The 13626-nt window shown below is 54.6% G+C and carries 12 protein-coding genes and 1 riboswitch; of the genes, 3 read left to right on the top strand and 9 right to left on the bottom strand.

The window, feature by feature from the left end; translation table 11 throughout:
- Positions 1 to 12 precede the first annotated feature (12 nt).
- Positions 13 to 1443 (top strand): bifunctional D-glycero-beta-D-manno-heptose-7-phosphate kinase/D-glycero-beta-D-manno-heptose 1-phosphate adenylyltransferase HldE, encoded by a 1431-nt coding sequence (gene hldE / locus N2K86_RS18695; RefSeq protein WP_029740691.1) that lies wholly within the window; start codon positions 13 to 15, stop codon positions 1441 to 1443.
- Positions 1444 to 1558: 115 nt separating this feature from the next.
- Here hldE and ubiK read toward each other — a convergent pair whose 3' ends face one another.
- On the bottom strand, positions 1559 to 1855 hold the full coding sequence (ubiK, locus tag N2K86_RS18690) for a ubiquinone biosynthesis accessory factor UbiK (protein ID WP_260659602.1): 297 nt from the start codon (positions 1853 to 1855) through the stop codon (positions 1559 to 1561).
- A 120-nt stretch (positions 1856 to 1975) separates the two neighbouring features.
- A riboswitch (FMN riboswitch) is annotated at positions 1976 to 2126 on the top strand.
- A 106-nt stretch (positions 2127 to 2232) separates the two neighbouring features.
- On the opposite strand from ubiK, the gene ribB reads away from it, so the two are divergent.
- A complete protein-coding gene (gene ribB / locus N2K86_RS18685; protein ID WP_010435670.1) occupies positions 2233 to 2886 on the top strand; it encodes a 3,4-dihydroxy-2-butanone-4-phosphate synthase in 654 nt (217 codons plus the stop codon).
- A 44-nt stretch (positions 2887 to 2930) separates the two neighbouring features.
- On the opposite strand, the gene N2K86_RS18680 is transcribed toward ribB, so the two are convergent.
- From N2K86_RS18680 to zupT, 5 genes are all read right to left on the bottom strand, one after another.
- Complete coding sequence (locus N2K86_RS18680; protein WP_260659601.1) at positions 2931 to 3992, bottom strand: type 1 fimbrial protein; 1062 nt, start codon at positions 3990 to 3992, stop codon at positions 2931 to 2933.
- Positions 3976 to 4737 (bottom strand): fimbrial biogenesis chaperone, encoded by a 762-nt coding sequence (locus N2K86_RS18675; RefSeq protein ID WP_260661727.1) that lies wholly within the window; start codon positions 4735 to 4737, stop codon positions 3976 to 3978. Before N2K86_RS18675 ends, N2K86_RS18680 begins: the two co-directional genes overlap by 17 nt.
- 9 nt (positions 4738 to 4746) lie before the next feature.
- Positions 4747 to 7185, bottom strand: coding sequence for a fimbria/pilus outer membrane usher protein (locus tag N2K86_RS18670; protein WP_260659600.1), 2439 nt, complete (start codon positions 7183 to 7185; stop codon positions 4747 to 4749).
- Between the two features lie 78 nt (positions 7186 to 7263).
- On the bottom strand, positions 7264 to 7824 hold the full coding sequence (locus N2K86_RS18665) for a fimbrial protein (RefSeq protein ID WP_260659599.1): 561 nt from the start codon (positions 7822 to 7824) through the stop codon (positions 7264 to 7266).
- Between the two features lie 332 nt (positions 7825 to 8156).
- Positions 8157 to 8930 (bottom strand): zinc transporter ZupT, encoded by a 774-nt coding sequence (zupT, locus tag N2K86_RS18660; protein ID WP_260659598.1) that lies wholly within the window; start codon positions 8928 to 8930, stop codon positions 8157 to 8159.
- Between the two features lie 130 nt (positions 8931 to 9060).
- On the opposite strand from zupT, the gene ygiD reads away from it, so the two are divergent.
- A complete protein-coding gene (gene ygiD / locus N2K86_RS18655) occupies positions 9061 to 9849 on the top strand; it encodes a 4,5-DOPA dioxygenase extradiol (RefSeq protein WP_260659597.1) in 789 nt (262 codons plus the stop codon).
- An 80-nt stretch (positions 9850 to 9929) separates the two neighbouring features.
- On the opposite strand, the gene N2K86_RS18650 is transcribed toward ygiD, so the two are convergent.
- From N2K86_RS18650 to tolC, 3 genes are all read right to left on the bottom strand, one after another.
- Positions 9930 to 11090, bottom strand: coding sequence for a glutathionylspermidine synthase family protein (locus N2K86_RS18650; RefSeq protein WP_260659596.1), 1161 nt, complete (start codon positions 11088 to 11090; stop codon positions 9930 to 9932).
- A 2-nt stretch (positions 11091 to 11092) separates the two neighbouring features.
- Complete coding sequence (locus N2K86_RS18645) at positions 11093 to 11758, bottom strand: DUF1190 family protein (RefSeq protein ID WP_260659595.1); 666 nt, start codon at positions 11756 to 11758, stop codon at positions 11093 to 11095.
- A 194-nt stretch (positions 11759 to 11952) separates the two neighbouring features.
- Positions 11953 to 13431: an outer membrane channel protein TolC gene (gene tolC / locus N2K86_RS18640; RefSeq protein ID WP_260659594.1), complete on the bottom strand. Its 1479-nt coding sequence runs from the start codon at positions 13429 to 13431 to the stop codon at positions 11953 to 11955.
- Between the last annotated feature and the right edge of the window lie 195 nt (positions 13432 to 13626).

Raw genomic sequence — 13626 nt, 5'->3', positions numbered from 1 at the left:
CTGGAGTCAGGAATGAAAGTAACACTGCCAGAGTTTGAACGTGCTGGGGTTATGGTTGTTGGGGATGTGATGCTGGATCGCTACTGGTATGGGCCGACCAGCCGTATCTCCCCGGAAGCACCGGTACCGGTGGTTAAGGTCGACACCATTGAAGAGCGTCCCGGCGGCGCGGCAAACGTGGCGATGAACATTGCCTCTCTGGGCGCGCAGTCGCGCCTGGTAGGCCTGACCGGCATTGACGATGCGGCCCGTGCGCTGAGCAAATCGCTGGCGGACGTGAACGTGAAGTGTGACTTCGTTTCTGTTCCGACCCACCCGACCATCACGAAACTGCGCGTGCTGTCGCGCAACCAGCAGCTGATCCGCCTCGACTTTGAAGAAGGTTTCGAGGGCGTCGATCCCGAGCCGCTGCACGAGCGCATCAACCAGGCGCTGGGCAATATCGGCGCGCTGGTGCTGTCGGACTACGCCAAAGGCGCGCTGGCGAGCGTGAAGACGATGATTCAGCTGGCGCGTAAAGCTAACGTGCCGGTGCTGATCGACCCGAAAGGCACCGACTTTGAACGCTATCGCGGCGCGACGCTGCTGACGCCTAACCTCTCTGAGTTTGAAGCGGTGGCGGGCAAGTGCAAAACCGAAGAAGAGCTGGTTGAGCGCGGCATGAAGATTATTGCTGACTTTGAACTGTCCGCGCTGTTAGTGACCCGTTCCGAACAGGGCATGACGCTGCTGCAGCCGGGCAAAGCACCGCTTCATATGCCAACCCAGGCGCAGGAAGTCTACGACGTGACCGGTGCCGGTGATACGGTGATCGGCGTGCTGGCGGCGACGCTGGCAGCAGGAAACTCGCTGGAAGAGGCGTGCTACTTCGCCAACGCTGCGGCGGGTGTCGTTGTCGGTAAACTCGGTACCTCAACCGTTTCGCCAATCGAGCTGGAAAACGCGGTGCGCGGTCGTGCGGATACCGGTTTTGGCGTGATGACCGAAGACGAGCTGAAGGTTGCCGTCGCCGCTGCGCGGAAACGTGGTGAAAAAGTGGTGATGACCAACGGGGTGTTTGACATCCTGCACGCGGGCCACGTTTCGTATCTGGCGAATGCGCGCAAGCTGGGCGATCGCCTGATTGTGGCGGTGAACAGCGATGCCTCGACCAAACGTCTGAAAGGCGAAACGCGTCCGGTGAACCCGCTGGAGCAGCGTATGATCGTGCTCGGCGCGCTGGAAGCCGTGGACTGGGTGGTGTCGTTTGAAGAAGACACGCCGCAGCGCCTGATTGCCGGTATTCTGCCGGACCTGCTGGTAAAAGGCGGGGATTATAAGCCGGAGCAAATCGCGGGCAGCGAAGAGGTCTGGGCCAACGGCGGCGAGGTGATGGTGCTCAATTTTGAGGACGGGTGCTCCACCACCAACATCATCAAGAAGATCCAGAAAGACAGTCAGTAAAAAACGGGCCAGTTGGCCCGTTTTTTTATGTCGGGTGGCGGCTACGCCTTACCCGACCTACGCGTTCATGTAGGCCCGGTAAGGCGTAGCCGCCACCGGGCACAACAGGCCGCACTTACTCCTGGTCATCCACCGGCGGAATAGCCGGTGCTGGCTTCACTTCTACCGGCGCATTGCGGTTTTCCAGCTCGGTCAGACGCTGTTCCAGCAGCGCCACCTTCTCGCGGGTGCGCAGCAGAACCTGCGTCTGCACGTCAAACTCTTCGCGGCTGACTAAATCAAGGCGAACCAACTGTGCCTGCAAGGTCTGGCGGATTTTCTTTTCAACGTCATCACCAAATTCACGAATGCCTTTCGGCATGGACTCATGAACCTGACGCGCGATCTGCTCAATTTTCTTTGGGTCAATCATTGTCGTTTCCCTTGATGAAAAGGTGTTAGTGCCTATTGTAGCGCGTCATGCCGCGGGTTAAACAAAATTGTTTGATGCTTATGCATTGCCCAGGGTAATCAATAGCGTTATAGTTATCTCGCTTATTCTCAGGGCGGGGCGAAATTCCCCACCGGCGGTAAATCAGCTCAACGCTGAAAGCCCGCGAGCGCTTTGGGTGAATACTCAAAGGTCAGCAGATCCGGTGTAATTCCGGGGCCGACGGTTAGAGTCCGGATGGGAGAGAGTAACGATCCAGTCGGGCATGGGCCCGCTCACGTTATCTTTTTGCCGCTTATACGGCGCTCCTAAGACTGCCCTGATTCTGGTAACCATAATGTTAATGAGGTTTTTTTACCATGAATCAGACGCTACTTTCCTCTTTTGGCACTTCAACTCAACGTGTTGAACATGCACTGGATGCACTGCGCGAAGGTCGCGGTGTGATGGTGCTCGACGATGAAAACCGTGAAAACGAAGGCGACATGATTTTTGCCGCTGAAAACATGACCGTTGAACAGATGGCGCTGACCATCCGCCACGGTAGCGGCATCGTATGCCTGTGTATTACCGAAGATCGCCGTAAGCAGCTCGAGCTGCCTATGATGGTCGAAAACAACACCAGCGCCTTTGGTACCGGTTTTACCGTGACCATCGAAGCGGCGCATGGCGTGACCACCGGTGTGTCTGCGGCTGACCGTCTGACCACCGTACGTGCCGCGATTGCTGATGGTGCTAAGCCATCCGATCTGCACCGTCCAGGCCACGTCTTCCCACTGCGTGCGCAGGCGGGCGGCGTGCTGACCCGCGGCGGCCACACCGAGGCGACCATCGACCTGGTGACGCTGGCAGGCTTCAAACCAGCTGGCGTGCTGTGTGAACTGACCAACGATGACGGCACCATGGCGCGCGCGCCGGAGTGCATCACCTTTGCGCGTCTGCACAATATGCCGGTCGTGACGATTGAAGATCTGGTTGAGTATCGCCAGGCGCACGAGCGCAAAGCCAGCTGAAAGTGCTGATGTGAAAAAGCCGGGGAGACCCGGCTTTTTTGTTTCTAATGATAGTTAATTTTGAACAGCACCACCGTTTCGAACGGGCCGGACTGGATCGCTTTTCCTTCGACCGGCGACAGCTCTGCGGTGTATATTTGCTCATATTGCAGGGTGCTGCCCGTAAAATCAGCATACTCTTCATAGCGGTTGAAGGTGTAAGGCTGGGTCCCGTTAAGGATCCGCAGCTTTAAGCCGTTCCCTATCAATAACGCCGTATCGTCGGCGCTGAGTGACTCAGTAGTGTAGAACGACGAATCCATTTTGAAGCCATCTGAACATTGCGCATCCTGCACTTTGGTTGTTCGTACCGAAAATGTGCGAGTGCGCGTCTGCTGATTCACCATATCGCGAGCGCTGAAGGTACCGAAATCGATCTCCTGGTTTTCAGGGAAAATGCTAAACGTCGCCCCGCAGTCCAAAACGGTAATATTTTGCAGACCGTTGATATGATATTTGAGGTTTTTCGCGTCCGACATCTGATTCACGCCGCCTTTTCCGTCAAACTGGACAACGATGTAATCGCCAAGGGAACTGACATAACCGTGGGGCGGCATCGCTTTGATTTTTACGTATAAGCGCAGGCGAGCAACAAAGGTTCGTGACGTGTGGATATCGTCCGGGTTACCGGAACAGATTCTATTTTCCCATCCCATTTGTCGGATCTGGGCAGGGGTATAAATGGTGATGTTTTGGTTGTCCAGGCACTGTCGGGTATCGACGCCGTTGGGCTGGCCTGTTGCATCGTAGTCTATCCCTTCATAGGTTACCCCAAGTTCATAATAGGGATCGGTGGCAGAAGGATATGGGTTCACCCAGCCAAAAACGTCTTCAGGTTGAAAATTGCTCGTGACATTGTGGTCGCACGTCACCGGGATTTTGATGTCATCTGACTCCCAGATTTTTTCACCTACCTGCGCATTGCTGGGAATAGCAAACGGCGAGATCGTTTTGGCCTCTTCAACGGGGCCGCCGGAACCGCCCAGGTAGCAGTCGAGCGCCAGCGCTTCTCTTAAAGGCAGCGCTGAGAGCAGCAATATGAACAATACGTTAGCGAGATTTCGCATCTTTTTCGATCTTCCGTTCGGTGAGCGAGCACTGCGCCGTCCCCGCGCACTGTACGTCGACCTTTTTCAGCGCGCCGTAATCGTCGATATAACCGATGCTGTAATAGTTACCGTGGTAGTCACCGGTGGAGGTTGTTGCTGTCGCGAAAGGCGCAAGCATCAGGCTGTCGAAGCCCGGCAGCATGGTTTTGGCATTCTTACTAAGCCACACCAACGTGATGTAGTACGGCGTCGGGTTATGTATGGTTAGCCCTTTCGCAGTGGCTGAAACTTCCATCCGCATTTCCGCCTGCTCGCCGGGTTTTTTGGTAATCGCTTTAGGACGCCAGAACAGCTTGATCCTGCTCTGCATCGCCACCTGCATGACGCTGCGTTCCTCACTGGCACTGCTGCTTTTCGGCGGCACTTCGCGCAGGTTGAAATAAAACAGGGATTCTCTGTCTTTCGGTAGCTGGTGGGTGGCCGTTTGCTTAACGATCCTGACCTGCGACGCGGAACCCGCTTCAAGGCGTTGAATGGGAGGCAGCGCCATGAAATGCGTGTCTTCTTTGCGCCCCTTTTCATCTTCAATCCAGGAGAGCGCCAGATAAGGCAACGCCTTGCTCTGGTTTTCAACCTTCAGGCTGCTGGCCTTGTCGCTTTCCGGAAAGACAATGCGCGTGCGGTCCAGGTTTATAGCCGCGTGGAGGGTAAATGCTGTGCCGACCAGCATCAGGCACAGGCTTTTGAGTGGGGTTAATTTCATCATGATTTCTTACTGACATGGCAGTATCAACTGCATACTGTTTTCAAGGTGTGAAGGTAACGTGAAGCGACACTGCTGATTGTCTCCCCAGGTCACGCGGAACTGTTGTTCAGGCTCTACGGCACCGAGCCAGACGTGGCCGTCATCGGCGACCATGGCAATCTGCGTATCGTTTTCCAGCAGGCGAACAACCGCGCCTAGCGGTGGTGTGCCGGAAGCGGTACGTAAGATGCCCGCAATATCATTGCCTGCACGGGTCGCAATCTGACGGTACCCGATGGCGCCTTCCGTCCAGGTTGAGGTAACGACGCGGGTGTCAACGTCTACGCCATCGGGCAAGTTGTTCATATTGACCTGCACGCTGGAGGGGGAATAGCTGGAGATGGACGGTAAAACACCAATGCCAAACCGGTTGGTTTCATCCCGCGACATGTTCAGCGGGATGTTGCCTACGCCATCGGTACTGACCATCACGCGCGGTTCGTTACCGTAGCTGCGGCGGTGCAGCGCAGCGCCTTTGGCCGTCGAGGTGAATGAACCGGTCCAACTGGCGCTCAGGGAATTGTATTCATTAGCCTTAACACTCCCGGAGAGATTCAGGTCGCCATAAGGAGAATAATGTTGATAGTTGCCGCTCACCTGCGCGCCGGCATCTGACTTCTCGCTTTCGGTACCTGCCGAAACGCCCCAGGTATTGTTGCGGTCTGATGTGTCATACCACGATACGTTCTGGCTCAGACTGTCGCTGTTGCGCAGGTCGTAATTCAGACGATGATCGGGATCGAGCGGTACGCTCAGTGAGAGATAGAACTGCGTATCGTCGTCTTCATCTTCATAATGCGTTTTACTCCACGACAGGGTGACGCCCAGATTTTTCCAGCGGCCGATATCAAAGTTGTAGCCTGCGGTCACGCTGCCCGTCGTGGAGGAGGAATCGTTCCACCAGGTTTGACGCAGCATGTTCACATAGAGGTTGAGCGATAGCGCCGAAATGTACTGGCTAGCTGTCACGCTGAGCGTCTGTTTTTCTGACTGCCGATCGTGATTGTCATCATCCAGAAAACGAGCGTAGCTGAGAAACTGCGGGTCGGAATAGCGATAGCTGGCGAGCGTGAGCTGGCTACCGGTAGTATCGAAACGCTTACTGTAGTTGAAACGGTAGCTGTAACCTGTCTGGCTATTATGATTGGACAACTGACTGGTCGCCTGCGTCACGTCAAAAGAGAGCGCGCCCAGGTACTCCATATTTTGACCTATTCCGGCGGCAACGGACCGGTAGCGATCGCCATCGGCGAGCGTACCGCCATAGAGGGAGGTTTGTGACAGCATACCCCAGGAGAATTCGCCGCTTATAAACGCGTTATCTTCAACGTCATGCGAGGCGTCTTTGCGTGCTTTTCCGGCCGCCAGCTTATAGCGAACCTGACCTTTGCGGGTTAAAAAAGGCATCGATTCCGCAGAAACCTGGAAGGTGCTTACGCGCCCATCCTCTTCCGTCACTTTGACGTCCAGCGTACCCTGGACAGACTGGTTTAGATCCTGAATAACAAACGGCCCTGGCGGAACGTTGCTTTGGTAAATGACACGGTCAGCCAGGCTAACCGTTACCGTGGCGTTAGTTTGCGCGATGCCGGTAATTTGTGGCGCGTAGCCGCGCAGCGACCATGGCAGCATGCGCTCATCGCTAATCAGGGAGGCACCGGTATAGGTGAAGGCATCAAAAATAGCGGACTGGAAATCCGTTTCACCCAGTGTGAGTTTGGCTCCGAGCGAGGGGATAGGACGGAACATATAGACGCGTGAAAAGCGTCCGTCATTCTCTGAACCCGCGTCGGTATGGGTTTGAGTGTACTGATAATCACCGCGTAGTCGCCACGCGCCCACGTTCGCGCCGGCAGTGCCGTAGGTGTTGACGTTATCCGTGCTGCTGCCATCGTTCGGCTGGTAATGGCTGACAAAAAGATTGTAATCCAGTAGTACGCCCGGCACGCCGTTGTCCCAGGTTGAGGGAGGCATCCAGTCTGCGGCACGGTACTGTAACCAGGCCTGAGGTATCGTGACCTTCAGCGTCTGGCTGGATTGCTCAAAATTAAATTTAATATCCGGTTTTGATGCAAAGTCGACGCACCCGTTTTTTTCCGCCAATGCGCTCCGGATATTGTCCTGGAGAGCAAACGTATCGGCCAGTTCAGGTGGAATACAGACTTGTACGCTCTTGTCTATCGCCTGCCAGCGGAGCTGCCAGCCGTTTGCCAGCGGGATATCATTAATTGAAACGGTAACAAAATAGTCGCCTGGCGTAATCGATATTTGATCTTTAAAAAGGGATAAATCAACGCTGCCACGCTGATCTTTATCGATGGCGTGGATGTTAAATTCGGTAGCGGAGGCAAGTTTCATCATTAACAGGGACACAATAATGATTATGTATTGTAATTTATATGTCATCGCCCTGTTACTCAAATAAATACATCCAACGCCGGCTGACATAAAATGCCAGCCGGTTTAATCTGAAACATGGCGTAGTTATTTATACGCCAGAATATAGTTGGCTGTGGCTTCAACCTGGCCAGCAGTCGCCGTTTTACCCGTTACAACTTCCATTAATGCTTTGAAGTGCAGCGTTTGAGTCGTTGAACCTGCCAGCAGAGCAACCTCATTAGCCGCACCCAGCGTAATGTTGTCTTCGGCGTTATCCAGAAGACGAACGCCCACGTTCTGTGCACCACTCGCAAAGGTGTTGGTCATCAGGCTGGTGTCAGTCGCGTCTGTCGCTGAGCTGGTAAAGGTGACATCGACTTTGGTCACTGGTGTGTCAGTCTCGTCGGCCGGATCGTCAAGCTGGCAGTTTTCCAGATTGATATCAACCGGTACAGCGGAAGACTTCTTGTTGGCATTGATCACGGCTGTGGTCACTTCACCGAGATCGACTTCTTTATCAACGCTGTCTGGTGCAATGCTGCAAGGCGCATCAATAACAACGCCTTTGAATTTGATTTTGCCCGACCCCTGCTCGGCAGCAAAGGCGGAACCCGATGCTGCGGCAGCTATAGCTAAAGCTAATAGAATTTTTTTACCCATATACATGAAAATATCCTTTTTCAAACGAATTCATACTCTGAATATAAATTTCAAAACGCAACTGGAGTATATGGGAGGATGAAGGGGAGATGCGATTACTGCATCTTAAAGCTATTTTAAGAGTATGTTAATATATAATTAATGTTGATTGTAAACATTGGCTAACATTCATAATAGATGCAATCACTCCGATAATGTGCTGATAAAATTTCACCATTCTATCTCTATGAGTTATATATTTTGCAAGGGCTTTGTTGGCAACGGAATAACGTATCATTTCTATCTATATCTTAACGTTTCAAAAGTCTGCCTCCGTATTATACGGAGGCAGATTAATCCTAACCGATACCCGCAGATTGCAATAACACCAGGCTTAAGCCCATCACCGACATTCCACACAGCACGCCATAGCTCGGGTTATTATTCGGGTCGATCTCTTTCGCCAGCGGCATCAGCTCATCGACGGAGAGCGCAACCATGATCCCGGCGACGGCAGCCATAATTGCCGCCATAACGACAGGGGAAACGAGGCTTCCGAGGATCAGCCACGCCAGCACGCCACCGAGAATCTCAGCCATTCCGGAGATACCTGCCCAGAAGACAGCAGTACGTTTTGAACCCGTGGCGGCATAAACCGGCCCGGCAACCGCAAGTCCTTCAGGAATATTGTGCAAGGCCACCGCCAGCGCCACGCCAAAACCCATCTCCAGATTGCTGCTGGCCGTGACATACGTGGCGACACCTTCCGGGAAGTTATGCAGACTGATACCCAGCGTCAGCAGGATGGCCGTTCGTTTTATATTACCCGCAATGGGGGTAACGCTTTTTTGCATTAAATCCTGAGGGTGTGCGTGCGGCAGCATGCGGTCGAGAGCAAAATAACCCAGCAGGCCCACGATGAACATGCCATAGCCGAGGACCGGGGACATACCCTCAGTGTGAAGCGCTGCGGGCAGCATCTCCATTAACGAGATGAGCAGCATAATCCCGGCAGCGAAACCCAGCGAGAAGGCCAGAAGGCGGTTAGATGGCTTTTGACCGAGCACGCCGAGGAACGCACCGATAAAGGTCGCGGCTCCTGCAAGCAGGGTCAGAATCAAGGGTACTGACATGCATTCTCCTTAAGCGATATCTGACATTCAAATTTCCTGATGATGATCTTCACGGTTATCTGCGTTCATCTTCACCTGAATGCGCGTAATGTAGCACCATCAAATTACCAATATCTCTAAGGATATCACCATGACTTCTTCACGTATGCCAGCACTGTTTTTAGGCCACGGTAGCCCAATGAACGTTCTGGAAGATAACGTCTATACCCGCGCCTGGCGTCATCTGGGTGAGACGTTGCCGCGTCCGAAGGCGATTGTGGTGGTATCTGCACACTGGTTTACCCGCGGCACGGGCGTCACTGCGATGGAAGCACCAAAGACCATCCATGATTTCGGCGGCTTCCCGCAGGCGCTGTACGACACGCATTATCCTGCGCCGGGTTCGCCTGAACTGGCGCAACAACTGGTTGATTTACTGGCTCCCGTCCCGGTCTCGCTGGATAAAGAAGCCTGGGGCTTTGACCACGGCTCGTGGGGCGTGCTGATTAAGATGTACCCGGATGCCGATATCCCAATGGTGCAGTTGAGCATCGACAGCACCAAACCCGCCGCCTGGCATCTGGAAATGGGCCGCAAGCTGGCAACCCTGCGTGATGAAGGCATCATGCTGGTGGCGAGTGGCAACGTGGTGCATAACCTGCGTACGGCACGATGGCACGGTGAGAACACGCCGTACCCGTGGGCGACCTCGTTTAACGACTACGTCAAAGCAAACCTGACGTGGCAAGGCCCTGGTGAGGCGCATCCGCTGGTGAACTATCTGGATCACGAAGGCGGTTCACTCTCTAACCCGACGCCGGAACACTTCCTGCCGCTGCTGTACGTGCTTGGCGCGTGGGACGGTCAGGAGCCGGTTACGATCCCGGTCGACGGGATTGAGATGGGAAGCCTGAGTATGCTGTCGGTGCAGGTGGGGTGAACACTTGCCGGGTGGCGCTACGCTTACCCGGCCTACAGGTCGAGCGTAGGCCCGGTAAGCGTAGCGCCACCGGGCAAGTCTTACTCCACGAAAATATGCGGGTAGAACCGCGACAGATCCTGGGTGATCAGCGCGCGATCTTCGCGAATGCCAATCCCCGCAGGCTGATCGTTGATGAGCCAGCTGCCAATCAGCATATAGCTGTCGCCAAATTTCGGCAGTTGCCAGAACTCCTGGACGATCATCCCTTCCTCGCCGTAAGGCCCTTCAACCGCTTCCAGCGTCTTGCCGTTTTCGATAATCGACACGTTCGCCCCTTCGCGGGAGAAGATCGGCTTAACGACGAACTTCTCCATCTGTGGATGATCGTCTTCCGCAAAATAGGCTGCCAGCAGGTTAGGGTGGTTCGGGAACATCTCCCACAGCATCGGCAGCAGGGCTTTGTTAGAGATAATGCTCTTCCATGCCGGTTCCAGCCAGCGCACGCCAGCATCTTCCAGCTTGGTTGAGAACATCTCGCGCAGCATGTACTCCCATGGATAAAGCTTGAACAGGTTGCTGATGACCTGGTCCTGGGTGTCGGTAAACTGACCTTTCTCCCCCAGACCGATATCTTCGATATAGAGGAACTCTGTCGCCACCTCCGCTTCTGCTGCGCAGTCCTGCAGATACTGCACCGTTCCACGATCTTCTTCCGTATCGCGACAGCAGGCAAGGTGCAGCAGGTTGAAGCCGTGCTGCTCGCGCAGTTCGGCAAAGCGCTCAATTAGCTTTTCCTGCAGACTGTTAAACTGGTCGCTGCCTTCCGGCAGGTTCCCGGCACTCACCTGATCTTCCAGCCAGATCCACTGGAAGAACGCGGCTTCGTACAGCGAGGTTGGGGTATCCGCGTTGTTCTCAAGCAGCTTAGGTTCACCCACGCCATCCCATGCCAGATCGAGGCGAGAATAGAGCGAAGGCTGGCTGGTTTTCCAGGACTGACGAACAAAGCTCCAGGTGTGCTTTGGGATGCGGAATTTGGTCATCAGCTCATCGCTGTCGATGACCTTCCCGACAACCTTCAGGCACATCTGGTGTAGCTCAGCGGTGACCTCTTCCAGCTTTTCAACCTGGGCAAGCGTGAGCTTATAGTAAGCATCTTCACACCAGTACGGTTCGCCGTACATGGTGTGAAAATTAAAACCGTACTCTGTGGCTTTTTCGCGCCAGTCCGGGCGCTCAACAATACTGACTCGTTCCATGATCAGCCGCCCATTGAGCGAGTCGAGGTACCGGTCGCGCTACGCTGCATGGTGGTCTGTTTCGCCACAGACTCACCGAAGCCGCCACGGGTGATGGTGCTGGTGGTCGCTGGCTTAGGTGCCATCGCCGTTTTAGGCACGGTCGTGGTACGGCCAGGCGTTGCTGCACCGTAGTTTTTACCGGTGGCGTCGGTGTATTTACCGTATGCCGGGCTGTTTGGGTTTTTGGAACTAAACAGCGGTTGCTGCTGGTAGCCCGCACCGCCGCTCATCATGCGGCCCATCATGTAGCCCGCCATCAGCGGCATCCAGAAGCTGCCGCTGGACTGCGCCTGCGCCTGGTTTTCCGGCGCCATGCCTGCCTGAGCAGGAGTCTGCTGGCACTGGCCTTCGCCGAATTCCGCCACGCAGTCTTCGCGCGAAGCATATTTCGGTGCGGTACGTTCCGCTTCTTTCAGCGCGCTGTTATAAGCCGTCGTACATTCCGCGGCTTTACCGGTTGCTGCCGAGCAGTCGTCCGCGTTTTGATACATCGAGACCGTTTCGTCGCTTTGCTCACAGCCTGCCAGCATAAAGACGGCGGTGACCGCCAGTGCAACAGGGGTGAGGTGACGTGCGTTCCAGCTTTTGCGGAACGACGCGTGATTAATCGTTTTTGTCCGTTTCATATTTGTCTTCCAGGACCCAGTGGTAATAACGCTCAGGATAGAGGATGAGTGGTTGAAAATGAAGCGAAGAGGGGCGGAATCTGGGGGATCTTTACGTTGGCTTACGTTCGGATGTGATTTTGCGCCGGGTGGCGCTGCGCTTACCCGGCCTACGATCAAGTAGGCCCGATAAGCGAAGCGCCATCGGGCAATGCTTAGTTACGGAACGGATTATTGCCTTTGCTGGCAGGCGCAGTGGTACGTGCGGCAGCAGGCTGTGCAGCAGGGGTGTTGTTGTCAGCGTTGAAGTTATCAACCGCGGCAACCTGCTGTGGGTTCTCCGGCGCGACGCTGTCTGGAGACGTCGAAACCGGTTTGCCCAGTGCGCTATTCAGCGACTGCAGATCCTGCTCGTTCAGCGTACCCAGAGCCTGCTTAATGTTCAGCTGGTTAATCAGGTACTGGTAACGTGCGCTGGAGAGCTGCTGTTTCGCGTTGTAAAGCGCAGTGGTTGCGTCCAGCACGTCAACGATAGTACGTGTACCGACCGAGTAACCCGCTTCCATTGCATCCAGGGAGCTTTGTGCAGATACAACGGCCTGTTTATACGCGTTGATGCTGCTGATAGAGGCGTTCACGTTGTTGAACGAAGAACGTACGGTCTGCACCACGTTGCGGTGCGCGCTTTCCAGCTGCTCGCTCGCGCCAACAAAGTTGTACTGCGCCTGTTTCACCTGAGAGTTCACCATGCCGCCCTGGTACAGCGGCAGGGAGAAGCTCAGACCCACTTTGTTCTGACCCTGGTTGCTGTCGTCATATTGGGCTGAGTTGGTTTTAGAACCGCTATAGGTCGTATCAGACACACCGGTAGAGGCGCTCAGGCTCAGGGTTGGCAGATGGCCATCCTGCGCCTGACGAATTTGCTCGCGGGCCAGATCCTGGCTCAGACGCGCCTGCAATAACGCCAGGTTGCGGTTTTCAGCCTCTTTCAGCAGGGCGTTAACGGCCTGCGGCTTATCGGTTTTGAAGCTGTCCACGTTCAGGGAGGCCAGCTCAGGGTAGTAGTTACCCGTCACCTGACGAAGTGATTCCAGCGCGTTATCAAGGTTGTTACGCGCGGTGACTTCGTTGGCCAGTACGCTGTCGTACTGTGAACGGGCGTTCTGCACGTCGGTGATCGCGACCAGGCCCACGTTGAAGCGCTGGGTGGTTTGATCCAACTGACGGTAAATCGCCTGTTTCTGCGCTTCGGTGTAGGAGAGCGAGTCAATCGCGCTCAGCACGTTGAAGTACGCGGTGGCGGTATTGAGGATCAGCGTCTGCTGATCGGTCTGATACGTCACATCCTGAATACCCGCGCTCTTTTCCTGCAGGGTCAGGGCGCGCCATTTGGACATGTCAAACAGCGTCTGGGTTAACTGCAGTGATGCGCTGGTGGCATTGGAGTTAACGCCGTTAGCGTCGCGGAAACCATTGCTGTAGGTATAATCTGCACCCAGGCCTAACTGCGGCAGCAGCGGGCTACGCGCTTCGTTAATCTTTTCAAACGCAGCATCACGATCGGCCGCTGATTTACGTAAATCAGGGTTGCCCAGACGTGCCTGCTGGTAGACCTGTAACAGGTTTTCCGCCTGGCTCATTGCACTGAAGCCCGTCAGGCTCAGGCCGATAAGGATGGGGAGCAATTTCTTCATTTGCATTCCTTGTTGTGAAGCAGTATTAGCGCTGATCTAATTAAAAATAATTGCCGATTCTAACAGAATCATCCACACCAAAAGGTTGGCGTTACGTGCCATCTGGCGGTAATTTGCACCAATCTACCATATAGCCTTACAAACGGCAGCCAAACAGCCTTGAAATTCACAATTTCATCACCATTGCTACCAGGA

The organism is Enterobacter mori (genome assembly GCF_025244905.1).
Lineage (GTDB): Bacteria > Pseudomonadota > Gammaproteobacteria > Enterobacterales > Enterobacteriaceae > Enterobacter > Enterobacter mori_A.
Note: the sequence above shows the minus strand (reverse complement) of the source record. Positions and strands in the feature narration are given on the sequence as shown.

Coding starts and splice junctions, on each gene's coding strand:
- hldE (WP_029740691.1), top strand. CDS start 13: ATGAAAGTAACACTGCCAGAGTTTGAACGTGCTGGGGTTATGGTTGTT.
- ubiK (WP_260659602.1), bottom strand. CDS start 1,855: ATGATTGACCCAAAGAAAATTGAGCAGATCGCGCGTCAGGTTCATGAG.
- ribB (WP_010435670.1), top strand. CDS start 2,233: ATGAATCAGACGCTACTTTCCTCTTTTGGCACTTCAACTCAACGTGTT.
- N2K86_RS18680 (WP_260659601.1), bottom strand. CDS start 3,992: ATGCGAAATCTCGCTAACGTATTGTTCATATTGCTGCTCTCAGCGCTG.
- N2K86_RS18675 (WP_260661727.1), bottom strand. CDS start 4,737: ATGAAATTAACCCCACTCAAAAGCCTGTGCCTGATGCTGGTCGGCACA.
- N2K86_RS18670 (WP_260659600.1), bottom strand. CDS start 7,185: ATGACATATAAATTACAATACATAATCATTATTGTGTCCCTGTTAATG.
- N2K86_RS18665 (WP_260659599.1), bottom strand. CDS start 7,824: ATGTATATGGGTAAAAAAATTCTATTAGCTTTAGCTATAGCTGCCGCA.
- zupT (WP_260659598.1), bottom strand. CDS start 8,930: ATGTCAGTACCCTTGATTCTGACCCTGCTTGCAGGAGCCGCGACCTTT.
- ygiD (WP_260659597.1), top strand. CDS start 9,061: ATGACTTCTTCACGTATGCCAGCACTGTTTTTAGGCCACGGTAGCCCA.
- N2K86_RS18650 (WP_260659596.1), bottom strand. CDS start 11,090: ATGGAACGAGTCAGTATTGTTGAGCGCCCGGACTGGCGCGAAAAAGCC.
- N2K86_RS18645 (WP_260659595.1), bottom strand. CDS start 11,758: ATGAAACGGACAAAAACGATTAATCACGCGTCGTTCCGCAAAAGCTGG.
- tolC (WP_260659594.1), bottom strand. CDS start 13,431: ATGAAGAAATTGCTCCCCATCCTTATCGGCCTGAGCCTGACGGGCTTC.